Here is a 16,136-nt window from a genome sequence, read left to right as displayed (position 1 = left end):
GGCCCACAACATACTGAAAAGGGCCGCAAATTCCCAAACCAATTTCAAAAATAAGGAAACAGAGCGAATGGAAAAACTCATTGTTTTCTCCATTCGCTCTGTTTTTATGGACTTTTTAGACAAGCCCCTTTTATGCATTGCGTATTGTTTACTTATGAAAATGGGAAGTTTCATGTAAACATAGAAAATAAGTGAGTTATGGGAGAGGATAAGCTTGAATAAGCGATTATTTGTCGCTGGTTTTATTGCGTTTATTCTTTTTCTTATTTTACGGTATGTATATGATTTGCCTATATTCGTTTCTTTTGATAAAAATATGCAAGCGTTAGTAGGGGAAAATTCGTTTATTGGTAGCTTCCATTATCTCGGGGAACTAAAAGTTATTAGTTTGATTACCTTAATATTATTGGGATGGTTAGGGTTTAAGCATCCAAATAATCCTAGAATTATTTTTGTATTATTTACTATTCCGGTGGGCTTTTTGTTGAATCAATTAATGAAAAATTGGGTGAAACGTCCACGGCCTGAAATTGAAAATCAATTGTCATCCTACAGTTTCCCATCTGGCCATGCGATGTTAGGATTGCTTTACTTATTGACTATTGCATTTTTATTGTCTGAACGAACTACAGTTGAAAAAAAGAAATGGTGGATATGGATTGTTGCCATTACTCTTGCTTTCTTTATAGGTTTATCGAGAGTGGCGGAAAGCCGTCATTTTGCCATTGACGTAATGGCAGGGTGGTGTTTGGGCGTTGCTTGGTTCTGCCTTTGCGTATATTGGTATATTAATAAATCATCCAATCAATTGAAACGCGATTAATGCGTTTCCTTTTTTGAAATTGTTTATCTAGTACACAAAATATAGATTTAGTAAAAAAAGTTGCTCTAAGGAAAATTTGAGTATAATATAATACTAAGAATAAAATGAAAGGATGTTCTGATGAGCAACATCGTTTTAGCTTTTAGCTTAACATTGCTAGCAGGACTTGCAACAGGCCTAGGTGCGCTAATTGCATTTTTTACAGAGAGAACCAATAAGAAGTTTTTATCAGCAGCATTAGGATTTTCAGCAGGCGTTATGATTTATGTTTCATTGATTGAAATTTTTTTTAAAGCAAAGGATGCATTAACGGCTGCTGTTGGAGATACAAAAGGGTATTGGCTAACGGTTATAGGCTTTTTTGGAGGAATGCTATTCATTGCGCTTATTGATAAATTTATTCCGACAAAAACGAATCCCCATGAAGTAAAGACGGTGGAAGATGTACATCAGGCAGAGCGCGAACATCGAGATTCAGAAGAAGCTAAATTAATGAAGGTCGGTATTTTTACTGCTCTTGCAATTGGCATTCATAATTTTCCAGAGGGTATCGCTACTTTCATGTCAGCCATTCATGATCCAAGCGTCGGAATTGCTATTGCCATTGCCATCGCCATTCACAATATCCCGGAAGGTATTGCTGTGGCGATACCGATATTTTATGCAACTGGGAAACGAATGAAAGCATTTAAACTTTCTTTTACTTCGGGGCTTGCAGAGCCAATTGGTGCATTAGTAGCCTATTTAATTTTAATGCCATTTTTAAATGATATTTTGTTTGGAATTATTTTTTCGGCAGTAGCAGGCATCATGGTGTTTATTTCCCTAGATGAACTGCTCCCAGCCGCAAAGAAATATGATGAAACCCATTCATCTATTTATGGAGTTGTTGCAGGAATGATAGTCATGGCAGTAAGTTTGATTTTGTTATCATAAAATTAAAAGGAGTTGTTCGAAAGCTTAAAACTTCGAACAACTCCTGTTTTTATCTGATTTTTGAAACACTCGATATTTCTTCTACATGAACACCGCGTTGATCAGGTTTAGTAAGAACAATCTTATGCGTTGGGAATCGTTCTTTCATTTTCTCCACAAATTGTTCCCCGATGGAGTTCGGAATAATAGAAATCATGGTTGGACCAGCACCGCTTAAAGCAGTGCCAAATGCCCCGGCTTTTTTCGCCTCTTCGCGAATTTCATGGTAATGAGGAATTAAATCAGCACGGAATGGCTCATGGAATAAATCGGATTCCATATATTTTCCGATGCGTTTATAATCTTTCAATACCAAAGCAGCTGCGAGCATATTAGCCCCGGAGCTGGCTCGAACGGCATATTGGCGTTTAAATGAACTTGGCAATACGTCTCTTGCTTCACAAGTTTTTAACATCACTTCTGGAATAAAGAGGACAAAGGATGCTTCAAGGTCATGGACGTGAATTGTATCCACATTGCCTTCTTCATCCATTGAGGAGATAGTTAAACCTCCTAATACGGACGCAGTTGCATTGTCCGGGTGTCCTTCCATTTGGGAAGATAAGTTTAATTTATCTTGCACTGATAATTGAAGGTCGCAGAGGAGATTGGCGATTTCTATTCCTGCTACAATCGCCGCTGCACTGCTGCCGATTCCTCTTGCAAAGGGAAGTTGGCTTGTCATTTCAATACGGCAGCTTGGCATTACTTTGTTGTATCGTTTTGCCGTTTCATTGGCGACGTTATAGATTAGATGATTTTTTAATTCAAATTCTTTAGGCAAGCCTTCAGATAAATGGATGATTTCCCATTCATCCTGCAAAGAAACCGTTAATTCAAGATAAAGAGATAGGCTGAGACCGATTGAATCAAATCCAGGGCCTAAATTTGCAGTACTGCCTGGAACGGTAATTTTCCATTTTTTACTCATACTAAACCCTCAATATAGTTTCGAATTTCTTCCATATCGTTTTTCAAAGAAACGACTTCCACCGTTGACGCGTTCATCGCTGTATCAGGATCTTTTAGTCCGTTTCCTGTAAATACAGTGACCACTGTGCTGCCTTTTGCGATTTTACCGTTATTCACGGATTTGATGACGCCGGCAAGGGAAGCGGCGGAACCCGGTTCTACAAAGACACCTTCGCTTCTTGCGATTTCTTTGTAGGCTGCAAGGATTTCATCATCCGTTACCGAATCGATGATACCGCCTGATTCATCGCGGGCAGCTTCTGCAAATTTCCAGCTTGCCGGATTACCGATGCGGATGGCAGTCGCAATCGTTTCCGGATTGGCAATCGGTTCGCCTTTTACGATGGCTGCCGCCCCTTCCGCTTCGAAGCCGTACATTTTTGGAAGACCGGTATTTTTGGCTGCATGATATTCTTTAAAACCTTTCCAATAGGCAGTGATGTTTCCGGCGTTACCGACAGGGATGCATAGATAGTCAGGAGCTTTGCCTAACGCATCAACGATTTCAAAGGCCGCCGTTTTTTGTCCTTCAATGCGGTACGGATTCACAGAGTTTACGAGCGTCACTTTTCCTTCTTCACTGATTTTGCGGACGATGGACAATGCATCATCAAAATTACCGTCAATTTCGATGATTTTTGCACCATACATGCAAGCTTGGGCAAGTTTCCCAAGAGCCACTTTTCCTTTAGGGATGACAACGATGGATTGAATGCCTGCCCGGGCAGCATAAGCGCTGGCCGCTGCAGAAGTATTTCCAGTCGATGCGCAAATGACGCATTTTGCACCTTCTTCCACCGCTTTTGCCACTGCAACCACCATGCCGCGGTCCTTAAAGGAGCCGGTTGGATTTAATCCTTCATATTTGCCGTATAATTCAATACCCAGTTTTTTTGATAAATTTCCCAAATAAATCAAAGGAGTATTTCCTTCGTTCAAAGTTAATGCAGGTGTTTTATCTGTCACAGGTAAAAATTCTTTATATTCTTCCAATAGACCTTTCCACATAATAAATGTCTCCTTTTGTTTTCGCTGGATGAACAATTGTTTTCATATAAAAGACATTTTAACGCACAATAATAGTATATTTCAATAGGAAACCAAAAATTTAAAGGATTATTAACAATATTTTTTTATCATTTTTCATCATGCCGATGAACTTGAAAAAGTTTGGTAATTTGCTTGCGATAAAAAGCGAATGGGTATATTGTAAAAGTATCAATTCAATTGTAAAGACAGGTGGAAAAGCAGATGAAGAATCATTCGGAGCAAAACACCGGCCCTGGAATTTCCCGCAATAAATTGCTGGGGGTAGCAGGCATCGGCTGGTTATTTGATGCAATGGATGTAGGCATTCTGTCATTTATCATTGCTGCATTAACGGTTGATTGGAACCTTTCATCCAATGAAATGGGATGGATCGGAAGCATCAACTCCATCGGAATGGCGGTGGGTGCCTTTCTTTTTGGGTTGTTGGCAGACAAAATCGGGAGAAAAGCAATTTTTATTACGACTTTATTATGTTTCTCCATCGCCAGTGGGCTTTCTGCCTTTACAACAACATTGGCTATGTTTTTAGTATTGCGCTTCATCATCGGCATGGGGCTTGGAGGAGAGCTTCCCGTAGCCTCCACACTGGTTTCTGAAAGCGTTCCTGCCAAAGAGCGCGGACGGATTGTAGTATTGTTGGAAAGCTTTTGGGCTGTGGGCTGGCTATTGGCCGCAATCATTGCTTATTTTGTCATTCCAAGCGACATTTGGCCGGTTGCCGGATGGCGTGTAGCATTGATTTTGACGGCAATTCCCGCTTTATATGCGGTGTTCCTTCGCTTGCATTTACCGGATTCTCCTCAGTTTTCCGCGAAACCGGAAGCGAAAAGGCGCACCTTCATTCAAAACATTGCCGGGGTATGGTCCAAAAATTATGCCAAATCCACGTTGATGTTATGGGTTCTTTGGTTTACCGTCGTGTTTTCCTACTATGGCATGTTTTTATGGCTTCCAAGTGTCATGGTTGGAAAAGGGTTCAGCTTAATTTCCAGCTTTAAATATGTATTAATCATGACGATCGCACAACTTCCAGGTTATTTCACTGCGGCATGGTTTGTAGAAAAACTCGGCCGAAAATTTGTGCTCGTCACTTATTTATTGGGAACAGCGGCAAGCGCTTATGTGTTTGGACAAGCCGAATCTGTGACGGTACTATTAATTTCAGGTATTCTATTATCGTTCTTTAACCTGGGTGCGTGGGGCGCATTATATGCTTATACACCGGAACAGTATCCATTGTTGATTCGCGGTACAGGAGCCGGTATGGCAGCGGCGGTTGGACGCATTGGCGGCATATTTGGCCCGCTCCTTGTAGGTTGGATGCGTACAGCGGAATTTGACTTCGGAACGATATTTGCTGTATTCTGTGTTTCGATTGTGATTGGAGTAGCGGCAGTGGTATTTTTAGGAAAAGAAACGAAACAAGTGGAATTGGAGTAATTTTCCTAAAGGAAGCTTTTTAAGAGGAAAAAGCTTCCTTATAAATTTGACAAAATCATGAACATTGGTATGTTACTCTATCATATTTTCTGAAAACTCATTGTATTCAATCAATATACGTGCTAACCTACTTTATTATAACTTGGATATAATTTTGAATCTCATGAAGGAGGAATTTTAAAAGAAAATGAGTTTTTGTGATGAAGTGAAGAAACGCTTTATCCGGCTTTCAAGGGGGCAGCGGAAGGTGGCGCAACTTGTGATCGAAAATCCGAATGTCGTTGCCACCCATATCGCCTCTGAAGTAGGAAAATTCATTGGTGTAAGTGAGTCGACAGTAATTCGTTTTTGCTATGCGATGGATTTATCCGGCTATAGCGAATTGCAAGAAAGAATTCGGAAAGATTTATCCGAATCAAAGAAGGTTGTAACAAAGGAACCGCTAACCATCGGGAAAAAACACGAATATTTATTCAGTGAAATCATGAATCGGGATGTTACAAGCATTTTAAATACAATCCAATATGTGGATGCTGAGAACTTCCAAAAAGCCACGCACTACTTGCATGAAGCGGAAGAGATTTATACTTTGGGATTCAGGCAATGCGCCCCTTCAGCAAGTTATCTGACTTCAATGTTAGAAAATTTCGGAAAAAAGGCATCCCAAATCCAATTTGATGTCAATGATATAGTGAAACAGATAAAAAGAATGGATAAGGATTCACTGCTGTTTGTAATAGCTTTTGATTCTGTATTGGAAGATGTATTGACAATTTTGAAAATTGCAAAAAATAAGAAAGTTAAAGTGATTGCTATTACGAATTCAACAATTTCTCTTGTCCGTGATTATGCAGACATCAGCTTCGTTGTGGGAACACAAAAACAATTTTCATTTGAAGCGGACACTGCCGCCAGCGCGATCGTACATGCTTTGATTGAAGGAATGACTTTGCTTAACAGAAACCATTATAAAAAATACTACAATCTTAATGAACAATTGGATCATGATCTCCGGCTATTGGAAGAGGAAACAATCGCGACGAAGTGATAATAACAGCATATTCGTAAAACTTTGAATTTTACGAATATGCTGTTATTTTATGGCCAAGTTGCAAGTTACGTTTTTCTATTTATAGGAAGTTGTGATAAAATAATCGGGGATGATATACAAGATTGGGAGGAACTAATTGTATGAGCAAAGTATTAGTTTTTGGACATAAAAATCCTGATACAGATTCCATCACATCTGCTATTGTGTATGCGTATTTGAAAGAACAGCTGGGAGCTGAAGTTGAAGCGGTAAGACTTGGCGAAGTAAACAACGAAACAAAATACGCTTTGGAAAAATTTGGATTCGAAGCGCCGAGATTGGTTTCCAATGTGGCGGAAGAAGCCAAAGAAGTCATTCTTGTGGACCACAATGAACGTCAACAATCCGCTGACGGAATCGAAAATGTAAAAATTTCGGAAGTTATCGATCATCACCGCATTGCAAATTTCGAAACAGCGGATCCATTATATTACCGTGCAGAACCTGTCGGATGTACAGCAACGATTTTAAATAAAATTTTCAAAGAGAAAAATGTTGAAATTCCTTCAAACATTGCAGGTCTGATGCTTTCAGCCATCATTTCGGATACATTATTATTCAAATCCCCTACTTGCACAGATGAAGATGTGCAAGCCGGCAAAGAGTTGGCGGAAATCGCGGGCGTCAATGCGGAAGAATATGGTCTAGCCATGTTGAAAGCCGGTGCGGACCTTTCTGATAAATCTTTAGAAGACTTGCTTTCTTTAGATGCGAAAGAATTTACTTTCGGCACGGTGAAATCCGTAGTTGCCCAAGTGAACGCAGTGGATGTAAATGATGTATTAAGCCGCAAAGAGGAATTGGTAAGCTTGCTTAACCAAAAGGTTGAAGAAAAAGGTTTAAACCTCTTCTTCTTCTTCGTAACAGATATTTTAAACAACGATTCTGTAGCGATTGTTGCAGGAAGTTCGGCTGAAGATGCTGCAAAAGCTTTCGGCAAAGAATTAGTAGAACATCAATTTGATTTGCCTGGCGTTGTTTCCCGCAAAAAACAAGTTGTTCCAGTATTAACAGATGCATTAAGCGAATAATAATAAACGGTGTTCAAGGAAGATCCTTGGCACCGTTTTTTATTCTAAAATGAGAGGATACACTGCCGGTCCTTCGATGACATTGCCGTATTTATCAAAACGGGATCCGTGGCAAGGGCAATCCCATGTTTCATCGGCTTCATTCCATTGGGTTTTGCATCCTAAATGGGTGCATTTTGGAGCTTCCGCCCGTATTAAATAACCTTCCGCAAGATTTGATACCGTGAAGCCGATCGCCTTCAACATCCGCATAAACGTTTTGCCAAATAAATTTCTTGAAGGGCTGTACAGGTGCTGGGCTGGATGTTTTCCACTTGTCAGTTCTGTGGAAATGATTTCTCCCGCAACAAGGGAGTTGGAAAGTCCCCATTTTCGGTATCCTGTGGCAATATAGATTCTCGGCTCACTGTCCGAAATGCGTCCGACATACGGAATATAGTCGGCAGTGTTCGGATCTTGCGCGCTCCACAAATATTCCGGTTTAGGCAAACCATATTCCGAAACAAGCTCTTTCTCCAGCATTTCATAATATACTTGTGTATTTTGCACAGCCCCTGCTGTGTGGGAACTGCCTCCGAAAATAAAGTAAGGCTGATTGTCAATGAAGGCCGTTCGCACCGTCCGGGAAGATGAATCGGTGGACAAATATTGCCCTTTCAATAATGCCGAAGTTTTTGTTGCCATTAAATAGGAGCGGTCAATAGTTAACTTTGCAATGTGCAGTCCCTTGATTGCTTCGATCGGATAGTGGGTTGCAAGAACAACCGACTTGAAATTCACTTCAAAATCATTCTCTGTCAGCAGGCAATGTTCATCAACGGCCAGCTTCGTAACCCTTGTATTCACGTATAATTTAGCCCCGGCTTTCAATGCCAACTCGGCAAAATGTTGGGCAAAGTTGACGGGATGAATTTGATAGGTGTTTTCCATCTTCAATGCGGTCTTCACTTCGAAGGGAAGTTCCGTCTCCGTTGTTTCGATGCCTTGTATACCAACTTTATGATAAGCTGCCAATTCCTTTTTTATTGTTTCCGCTCCTTGGTCTGTCGTTGCATACAAGTAAGAATCGGCCTGCCGGAAAGTTTCTGCCGCCGCTTCCCGAAGAGCGTTTTCGATCGCGTTCACATTCGCTTCATAATAAGTCCGCACTTCCTCTTCATTAAAAGTATTCAACAATAGATCAAAGACTGCTCCATGTTGAGGGGTTAATTTTCCAGTGGAATGCCCCGTTGTGCCGGAAGCGATTGAGGAGTTTGCTTCCAACAAAACGACATCGACCCCTTTTGTTGCAAGGAGATAGGCCGTATATATCCCTGTCAATCCCCCTCCCACAATGCAAACATCGCAATTCAATGAAGAGGATAAAGAATTCAAAGAGGTAGGGGCCACATTTTGCAACCAGAGCGAATTTTGCATAACAAATCCTCCTAAATCACCGTTTTTTAGGAGTATGCTAAAAAAACTGGCACATTATTCAATGAAAGCAAATCTGTTGTTGTTTTAAGAAGGGAAAAGTAAAATAGCGGAAAAGGGGGAGAACACATGAAAATTGAAGTTTGGTCAGATTTCGTTTGTCCATTTTGTTATATCGGGAAGAGACAGCTTGAAATAGCCATCCGAGATTTGGGGTATGCCGGTCAAGTGGAAGTGGAGTTGAAAAGTTTTTTACTAGATCCGACAACAGATGAAAATTCGAATGAATCCACCTACGAACATTTATCCAAAAAATACGGGATGCCGTTGGATGAAGTGAAGAAAATGACAGAGAGCGTCGTACAGCGGGCCAAGGAAGTGGGGCTCCAATATAATTTCGAGCAATTAAAAACAGCGAATACGTTAAAGGCCCATCAATTGGCCAAATGGGCTTACACAAAAGGAAAAGGTTCGGAGTTTAGTGAACGGGTATTCCATGCCTACTTCATTGAAGGCAAGGAGATCGGAAAACGGGATGTGTTGATCCGGTTGGCGGAAGAAGTCGGGCTGAACGGGAAAGAAGCCGCAGAAGTATTGGATGGCAATCAATTTTTGAAAGAAGTCGAAAAAGAGATCCAACAGGCGCAAGTCTATGGCATCCGGGGAGTTCCGTTCTTCGTCATAGAAAATAAATATGGCATTTCCGGAGCTCAGCCGCAGGAAATTTTCGAACAGGCGGTCAAGAAAGTGGCGGAAGAAAAAGGGATGAAGCCATCATTGCAAATGGTTGGAGAAGAAGGAAACTTCTGCTCTGATGGGCAATGCGATCTATAAATTCAGCCAAAAGTATGAGAGGTGCTTTCTTGATATAATGTTTGGGCTCCTTTATACTATTTAACGTATCTTGAAACCGAGATATTTGAAAATAGGGAAAGGAGCCGTTAGACAGCATGAAAAATGTATTAGTCATTAAGGCAAATAACCGACCAGACGGGATTTCTACAAAAATGTTCGAAACATATATCGAAGAAGCGAAAAAAGTGGAAGATATCAATCTGAAAATTTACAATGTTTTCGAAGAGGATATGCCATACTTTGGACAACAATTATTTGATGCATTGGCGAAGCAAAGTGAAGGAAAAGCGTTGACGGAATCAGAAGCCCGTTTGCTTGCAGCCAAGAAGAAAGCGATGGATTTGGTAACAGAAGCGGAAATCATCGTTCTTGCGTTCCCATTATGGAACTTGACAATTCCTGCTCCGTTGCATACATTCATCGACTATATTTATCAAGCCGGATTCATGTTTAAATACAATGAACAAGGACAATTGGTGCAATTATTGACAGATAAGAAATTTGTCATTCTAAATGCCCGTGGGGGATACTACTCTTCACCGGAAGCACAACCTATGGAAATGAGCGTAAATTATATTAAAAATGTATTAGGCAATATTGCGGGTATGGAACTTCTTGATGAAGTGATTATCGAAGGCCATAACGCAGAGCCAAATCGAGCAAATGAAATCATAGAAGAAGGGTTGAAACGGGTAAAAGGTTCCGCGCAAAAATTGGCGGCTGTGACAGTTTAAAGGGAAAGAGGCTGGGACATAAACAAAAAATTAAAGGGGCAGTTGAAAGAGTTTTGATAAAAAATTGAACTAACGAAAAAATGATTGAAGTGACGGGGCAAGTTCCTGTCGCGCACGCTTAGTCGCAAAGCGGAGCAAGCTCAAGGAAGTAAATTCAAAGCTTTCCTGCGACGAGCCCTCTCGAGACCACGAGGAGCGAAGGAATGAATCAGAGGAGAGTCTAGCCGGGCCCGCGGAAAGCGTCCCCGGAACGGAAATCAATTTTAATAACATATCAAAAAAAACATCATTTTCTCTTTGGAGAAAATGATGTTTTTTTGATTTGCCCCAACCTCTTTTTTTGAGTTCTTTTTTGCAAAAATATTCACAAAAAATGAATACTTACTCTCCTTGATGCAGTTTCAACAGAAAACACTTAATGGATAGTAAAATTAATTCCCTTCGAAAATGCCTGTGCATGATCGAAAAGGAATGATTTTTGTTACACAAGTTGCATTCTATTAAGTTGTGTATTTTTTTGTAATTGAAAAAATTACTACTTGTGATTTTAAATGATAATGATTATCATTTTTAATAGAATCGATTTGTAAAAACATAAGGAGAGGTTTATTCATGGCAAAAAAAATTCCAGTATATTCAGCCTTATTGATAGGAGCTTTATTATTGGGAGGTTGCGGCGAAGAAGCGACGAACAAAGATAATGAATCAAAAACTCAAATAGAGCAGAAGGAAAATCAGGCAGGCGATTTTTCCGTTGAAGTTACAAGTTATCAAGAATTCGCATTGGATCAAATCGATCAATTTTTAGTAGGAACCGAGAAATTTGTAAATTTAATTAAAGCTGGGGATATTGAAGGGGCAAAAGCGCTTTATCCTTTAGTGCGGATGTATTATGAACGTTCAGAACCGATTGCCGAGAGCTTTGGAGATTTGGACCCCCGCATTGATGGCCGTTTGGCGGATATCCAGGAAGAAGGCAAAGGCGAGGAAGAATGGTCAGGCTATCATAAATTGGAATATGCCCTTTGGGTGGAAAATACGACAAAAGGTTATGAAGATGTGGCAGATCAATTGCTTGCAGATGTAAAAGAGCTGCATGCTTTGGTACAAACCGTTGAAGTGACGCCGGATTTACTAATCACTGGAGCTGTCGATCTTTTAAACGAAGTATCCACTTCAAAAATTACCGGGGAAGAAGAAATTTATTCACATACAGATCTTTATGACTTCAAGGCAAACGTTGAAGGGGCTGAAAAAATCTTTTCCATTTTGCGCGAAAAACTCGAAAAGAAAGATAAGGAGTTAGTAAAAACATTGGATGAAAGATTCAAAACAGTGAACGAGTTGCTGGCAAAATATGAAACTGCGGATGGCGGTTTTGTTTCATATGAAGAATTGACTGAAGAGGATACAAAGGCATTGGCAAGTGCAGTGAACCAATTGGGTGAACCGTTAAGTCAAATGGGTATCGTTCTGGAGTGAGAGAGATGAACGAAGGAAAATGGTTAAATAAAAAAGTTTCTAGACGCGAAATGCTCAAAATGACTGGGGTTGGAGTCGTAGGAGTGGCAATAGGGGCTACCGGTCTTGGAGGTGCAATGAAAGTCATGGGATACGATGTTTTGGAGGTCGTATCCGACAATCCTTTATCCAAAAATAAAGTCAACTTTTATGGCAAATATCAATCCGGAATTGCCACACCCGCACAAAAACACGTTTATTTTGCTTCATTGAATGTGTTATTTGACACGCCTGAGAAATTAAAACAACTATTCCAAAAATGGACTCCGATGATTGTCCGTCTCATGAATGGAGAACAAATCGACGAAATGTCTTCAAATTCATATGTCCCTCCTGTTGACACTGGAGAAGCGGAAGGTTTGAATGCCAATAACTTGACGATTACAGTCGGTGTTGGTCCTTCGCTGTTCAAAAAATTAAATATTGAACACATTAAACCAAAAGAACTAGAAGATTTGCCACATTTTCCGAAAGATCAATTGCAAGAAGCATACACAGGAGGAGACATTTGCATTCAAGCGTGTGCCGATGATCCGCAAGTGGCCTTCCACGCAGTAAGGAATCTCGTGCGGCAAGCTTCGGGACAAGTGGTGATTCACTGGGCTCAGGCAGGATTCAACTCTTTCCCTGAAGGGGGAGGCACTCCAAGAAATTTGTTTGCTTTTAAAGACGGTACAGTGAATCCAAAAACCGATGAAGAATTTAAAGAAGTTGTTTGGTGTGATTCCGGATGGATGAAAAACGGCACTTATTTAATTGTACGAAAAATACAAATGCATTTGGAAACATGGGACCGCACCTCTCTGAAAGATCAGGAAACTACTTTTGGTCGTTATCGTGATAGCGGAGCACCGATTGGTAAAATGGACGAATTTGACGACTTCGATATTGAAGAAAAGGATGAGAATGGAAACTATATCATACCGGAAATATCCCATGTTCATTTAGCTCGCAAATCAGGCGCAAAAATTTTGCGGCGTTCATTTTCCTATGCTTCCGGAATTGTTGATAAAACAGGTGCCCATGATGCGGGGTTATTGTTCATTTCCTTCCAGAAGTCACCGAAACAATTCATTACGATTCAAAACAGTTTAGGCCGCATGGATAAATTGAATGAATATATTACCCATCGAGGTAGCGCGATATTTGCATGCTTCCCAGGTGTAAAAGAGGGAGGATATCTTGGTGAAACACTTTTTAAAGCGTTGTAGTCTCATTTGCATCTTGCTGCTTACATTTGTATTGCCGGTTCGTGCGGAAACCTCTTACAGCAGTTTTTATATCACGATCAGTGATGCGCTGATGAATACAAAGCAGGGCAATGGGGAAAAAGCCGAAGCCGCCATCGACCGTTTCACGAAAGAGTGGGAGTCTGTAGAAAGCAGTGAAACAAAAGAAAAAGAAGCGGTGGATAAAGCATTGCAAAAAGTTCAAAAAGCAACCAACAAGGATGAGCGCATTGCTGCTTTGAAAGAATTATCTACTGCATTGCGTACCCTTGAGGAGAAGGAAAACCCGATTGATGAAACGGCGCAGCGGGAAGAATTCGCCCGAAAAATCACCCCGGCTTTGGAACAATTTGAAAACGCTCTGGCAACAGGCGATTTGGAGCAAATAGAAGCGGCTTATAATACATTCAATACAAAATGGAATCAAAATGAACGTCCTGTCCGGGATTTAAGCACAGCGATGTATGGAGAAATTGAAACGCAAATGGCTTTCATCCGCATGTCGATTGCTTCAGAAACAGCGGATATTACAACAATACAAGAACAATATGCAACGTTAAAACAAAAGATTGAAGATTTCATAGCCGGAAAGGAAACGGTCCAAGCGGTGGAAGGGGATTATTCATTAGAAACCCTTGTCCAGTATATTGAAGAGGCAATAAAGCACATTGGGGAGAAAAACTATGCTGATGCAGCGGCAAGCATTCAGCAATTCATCATCATTTGGCCTCAAGTGGAACAGGAAGTTTCCACACGGAATGGAAGCCTCTATACAAAAATTGAAAGTGATATGCCGATAATCGCAAGCAGCTTGATGAAATCAAATGTGGATGCCGAACACATTACCCAAAATTTGAAGCAAGTTAAGACGGAAATCGAATTGTTGAAGGCAGATACAAATTATTCCTTCTGGGATTCGGCCATGATTTTATTGCGCGAAGGATTGGAAGCTTTGCTCATCATCGTGGCATTGGCGGCTTTTCTTAAAAAATCCGGCCAGCAGGCAATGGAAAAATGGATTTATATCGGTGCCCTTTTGGGTGTCGTATGTTCGATCGTGGCGGCAGTGCTTATGTCCACCGTTTTAAATTCGGCAACGGTGGATAGCAACAGGGAAGTATTGGAAGGATACATTGGGTTAGCCGCAGCTGCAATGATGATCGGCGTGGGAGTATGGTTGCACAATAAAACAAGTGTCGGAAGTTGGAATCGGTATATTTCGAATCAAATGAATCAAGCCATTTCCACCGGTTCGGTCGTTTCCATGGCGGCTGTCAGTTTCTTATCGGTATTCCGCGAAGGAGCAGAAACCATCGTCTTTTATATCGGAATTTTGCCGAAAATGGAAATGTCCCAGTTTTGGCTGGGGATAGCTATGGCGTTGGCAATATTGGCTGCTACGGCGGTTGTGTTGATGAAGATGTCAGGCAAAATTCCTGTGCATAAATTTTTCATTGTGGCGACCATTTTCATTTATTTATTGGCGTTCAAAATTATTGGTGGCAGTATGCACACCCTCCAATTACAAGGACGGTTGGATACGACGGTGGTGGATGGTTTGCCAGTGCTTTCAACAGTAGGTTTTTATCCAACATTTGAAACGATAATTGGCCAAGCTGTATTAATTTTGCTGATTCTTGCGACGATTATATATAAACGTTTCATCAAGCATAATGCGGTGATGGTTCGGAAACCGAAATAACCGCAAGTTTAATCTCCCGATGGAAAGATGGATGGTTGCATTCATTTTTCTAATTGGGAGTATTTTTTTATAATGGAAATGGCGGGCAAAAACGCCTGAATTCCAGCGCTTAAAATTCAATGTAACCGATTGTATAAAAAAAGGATTTTACAACATAGGATATTGTTACAGAAACAATACTTCCAAGTATTATGTATTATCACTCCAAAACTTTTGCAATAAAATGAAACATGGTACACTTATTGATAACAGCTGGGCTATTGCAGGCAATAGTCGAAAAATAGCCATAAGTTTTATGGAAGTGAAAGCATATAATTATTTTTCAGAAAGTATACAATTACAGATACAAGGTTTAATACAAGAAAGGAATATGCTTTTATGACAATTGATCAATGGGCTAAGGAGTTAGCGGACATTACAAGTCAAGAAAATATAAAAATCAATGAATCGTTGAAAAAATATACTATGACGAAAATTGGCGGAAATGCGGATATATTGGTGATGCCTGAAACGGAAGAAGAAGCGGAAGGGATTGTAAAATATACACACAACAATAAAATCCCTTTATTAGTCCTGGGGAACGGTTCCAACATGATTGTACGTGACGGAGGCGTCCGGGGCATTGTCATGAATTTATCGAAGCTGAATGAAATCCGGATTGAAGGAACGGAAGTGTATGCCCAAAGCGGCGCGCTGATTATGGATGTTTCGAAAAAAGCGGCGGAAGCAAGTTTGACAGGTTTTGAATTTGCTTGCGGCATTCCAGGGTCTGTCGGCGGAGCCATGGCGATGAATGCCGGAGCTTATGGCGGGGAAATCAATGACGTCATTGTTCATTCAACTGTTTTGACGAGGGAAGGCGAAAGACTCGTATTATCGAAGGAAGAACTGGAATTAGGATACAGAAAAAGTATCATTGCGGATAAAAACTATATTGTTCTTTCATCGCTATTCCGATTGGAGAAAGGGAATAAAGAAGAGATTGATGCGAAAATTGCGGATTTGACTTTTAAACGGCAATCGAAGCAGCCATTGGAGTACCCTTCAGCCGGAAGCGTCTTTAAACGTCCGCCGGGATATTTCGCCGGAAAGTTGATTCAAGATAGCGGCCTTCAAGGAAAAGGGGTTGGCGGAGCGGAAGTTTCCACAAAACATGCTGGTTTTATCATTAATAAAGGAAATGCTACAGCGACGGATTATATTGAAACCATAAAAATGGTTCAAAGAACGGTTAAGGAAAAGTTTGGCGTCGATTTGGAACTGGAAGTGAAAATTGTAGGCGAAGATTGATTTCAGAAAAA

At 40.6% G+C, this 16,136-nt stretch carries 14 protein-coding genes; 11 read left to right on the top strand and 3 right to left on the bottom strand.

Translation table 11 applies throughout. The annotated features are described in order from the left end of the window. The first annotated feature begins 214 nt into the window (after nucleotides 1–214). Nucleotides 215–823: a phosphatase PAP2 family protein gene (locus ACFPOH_RS14295; protein WP_390310326.1), complete on the top strand. Its 609-nt coding sequence runs from the start codon at nucleotides 215–217 to the stop codon at nucleotides 821–823. Nucleotides 824–943: 120 nt separating this feature from the next. Then, nucleotides 944–1,759 (top strand): zinc transporter ZupT, encoded by an 816-nt coding sequence (gene zupT / locus ACFPOH_RS14290; RefSeq protein ID WP_390263554.1) that lies wholly within the window; start codon nucleotides 944–946, stop codon nucleotides 1,757–1,759. Nucleotides 1,760–1,808: 49 nt separating this feature from the next. On the opposite strand, the gene thrB is transcribed toward zupT, so the two are convergent. Next, entirely contained in the window at nucleotides 1,809–2,729 is a 921-nt protein-coding gene (thrB, locus tag ACFPOH_RS14285; RefSeq protein ID WP_208650892.1) for a homoserine kinase, read from the bottom strand. After that, on the bottom strand, nucleotides 2,726–3,778 hold the full coding sequence (thrC, locus tag ACFPOH_RS14280; protein ID WP_342580558.1) for a threonine synthase: 1,053 nt from the start codon (nucleotides 3,776–3,778) through the stop codon (nucleotides 2,726–2,728). The genes thrB and thrC overlap by 4 nt, the downstream gene beginning before the upstream one ends. A 243-nt stretch (nucleotides 3,779–4,021) precedes the next feature. Here thrC and ACFPOH_RS14275 point away from each other — a divergent pair, with 243 nt between their 5' ends. The 3 genes from ACFPOH_RS14275 to ACFPOH_RS14265 all read left to right on the top strand — a co-directional run bounded on the left by ACFPOH_RS14275 (nucleotide 4,022) and on the right by ACFPOH_RS14265 (nucleotide 7,381). Next, on the top strand, nucleotides 4,022–5,260 hold the full coding sequence (locus tag ACFPOH_RS14275) for an MFS transporter (protein WP_342471028.1): 1,239 nt from the start codon (nucleotides 4,022–4,024) through the stop codon (nucleotides 5,258–5,260). Nucleotides 5,261–5,447: 187 nt separating this feature from the next. Then, nucleotides 5,448–6,308 carry a MurR/RpiR family transcriptional regulator gene (locus ACFPOH_RS14270; protein ID WP_342580557.1) on the top strand — a complete coding sequence of 287 codons (861 nt, stop codon included), beginning with the start codon at nucleotides 5,448–5,450 and terminating at the stop codon, nucleotides 6,306–6,308. 143 nt (nucleotides 6,309–6,451) lie between these two features. Continuing rightward, on the top strand, nucleotides 6,452–7,381 hold the full coding sequence (locus ACFPOH_RS14265; RefSeq protein ID WP_390310323.1) for a manganese-dependent inorganic pyrophosphatase: 930 nt from the start codon (nucleotides 6,452–6,454) through the stop codon (nucleotides 7,379–7,381). A 39-nt stretch (nucleotides 7,382–7,420) separates the two neighbouring features. Here the strand turns inward: ACFPOH_RS14265 and ACFPOH_RS14260 are convergent, their stop codons facing one another. After that, nucleotides 7,421–8,797: an FAD-dependent oxidoreductase gene (locus tag ACFPOH_RS14260; RefSeq protein WP_390310321.1), complete on the bottom strand. Its 1,377-nt coding sequence runs from the start codon at nucleotides 8,795–8,797 to the stop codon at nucleotides 7,421–7,423. A 126-nt stretch (nucleotides 8,798–8,923) separates the two neighbouring features. On the opposite strand from ACFPOH_RS14260, the gene ACFPOH_RS14255 reads away from it, so the two are divergent. The 6 genes from ACFPOH_RS14255 to murB all read left to right on the top strand — a co-directional run bounded on the left by ACFPOH_RS14255 (nucleotide 8,924) and on the right by murB (nucleotide 16,125). Beyond that, on the top strand, nucleotides 8,924–9,628 hold the full coding sequence (locus ACFPOH_RS14255) for a DsbA family oxidoreductase (protein WP_390310319.1): 705 nt from the start codon (nucleotides 8,924–8,926) through the stop codon (nucleotides 9,626–9,628). 116 nt (nucleotides 9,629–9,744) lie between these two features. Next, on the top strand, nucleotides 9,745–10,383 hold the full coding sequence (locus tag ACFPOH_RS14250) for an FMN-dependent NADH-azoreductase (protein WP_342471034.1): 639 nt from the start codon (nucleotides 9,745–9,747) through the stop codon (nucleotides 10,381–10,383). Nucleotides 10,384–10,995: 612 nt separating this feature from the next. After that, nucleotides 10,996–11,865, top strand: a complete 870-nt coding sequence (gene efeO, locus ACFPOH_RS14245) for an iron uptake system protein EfeO (RefSeq protein ID WP_390310318.1) — start codon at nucleotides 10,996–10,998, stop codon at nucleotides 11,863–11,865. 5 nt (nucleotides 11,866–11,870) lie between these two features. Then, nucleotides 11,871–13,115 carry an iron uptake transporter deferrochelatase/peroxidase subunit gene (efeB, locus tag ACFPOH_RS14240; protein ID WP_390310316.1) on the top strand — a complete coding sequence of 415 codons (1,245 nt, stop codon included), beginning with the start codon at nucleotides 11,871–11,873 and terminating at the stop codon, nucleotides 13,113–13,115. After that, a complete protein-coding gene (locus tag ACFPOH_RS14235) occupies nucleotides 13,090–14,835 on the top strand; it encodes an FTR1 family protein (RefSeq protein WP_390310314.1) in 1,746 nt (581 codons plus the stop codon). The genes efeB and ACFPOH_RS14235 overlap by 26 nt, the downstream gene beginning before the upstream one ends. A gap of 378 nt (nucleotides 14,836–15,213) precedes the next feature. After that, nucleotides 15,214–16,125 carry a UDP-N-acetylmuramate dehydrogenase gene (gene murB / locus ACFPOH_RS14230; protein ID WP_342471038.1) on the top strand — a complete coding sequence of 304 codons (912 nt, stop codon included), beginning with the start codon at nucleotides 15,214–15,216 and terminating at the stop codon, nucleotides 16,123–16,125. The last annotated feature ends 11 nt before the right edge of the window (nucleotides 16,126–16,136 follow it).

The organism is Ureibacillus suwonensis (assembly GCF_042655065.1).
Taxonomy (GTDB): Bacteria; Bacillota; Bacilli; order Bacillales_A; family Planococcaceae; genus Ureibacillus; species Ureibacillus suwonensis.
The sequence above is the reverse complement of the archived record's forward strand: the minus strand, read 5'-3'. Positions and strand labels throughout refer to the sequence as shown.

Bases quoted from the DNA above. Each gene is read 5' to 3' on its own strand.
- thrB (WP_208650892.1), bottom strand. From the start codon at position 2,729: ATGAGTAAAAAATGGAAAATTACCGTTCCAGGCAGTACTGCAAATTTA.
- murB (WP_342471038.1), top strand. From the start codon at position 15,214: ATGACAATTGATCAATGGGCTAAGGAGTTAGCGGACATTACAAGTCAA.
- ACFPOH_RS14275 (WP_342471028.1), top strand. From the start codon at position 4,022: ATGAAGAATCATTCGGAGCAAAACACCGGCCCTGGAATTTCCCGCAAT.
- ACFPOH_RS14250 (WP_342471034.1), top strand. From the start codon at position 9,745: ATGAAAAATGTATTAGTCATTAAGGCAAATAACCGACCAGACGGGATT.
- efeB (WP_390310316.1), top strand. From the start codon at position 11,871: ATGAACGAAGGAAAATGGTTAAATAAAAAAGTTTCTAGACGCGAAATG.
- ACFPOH_RS14255 (WP_390310319.1), top strand. From the start codon at position 8,924: ATGAAAATTGAAGTTTGGTCAGATTTCGTTTGTCCATTTTGTTATATC.
- efeO (WP_390310318.1), top strand. From the start codon at position 10,996: ATGGCAAAAAAAATTCCAGTATATTCAGCCTTATTGATAGGAGCTTTA.
- thrC (WP_342580558.1), bottom strand. From the start codon at position 3,778: ATGTGGAAAGGTCTATTGGAAGAATATAAAGAATTTTTACCTGTGACA.
- ACFPOH_RS14270 (WP_342580557.1), top strand. From the start codon at position 5,448: ATGAGTTTTTGTGATGAAGTGAAGAAACGCTTTATCCGGCTTTCAAGG.
- ACFPOH_RS14265 (WP_390310323.1), top strand. From the start codon at position 6,452: ATGAGCAAAGTATTAGTTTTTGGACATAAAAATCCTGATACAGATTCC.
- ACFPOH_RS14260 (WP_390310321.1), bottom strand. From the start codon at position 8,797: ATGCAAAATTCGCTCTGGTTGCAAAATGTGGCCCCTACCTCTTTGAAT.
- zupT (WP_390263554.1), top strand. From the start codon at position 944: ATGAGCAACATCGTTTTAGCTTTTAGCTTAACATTGCTAGCAGGACTT.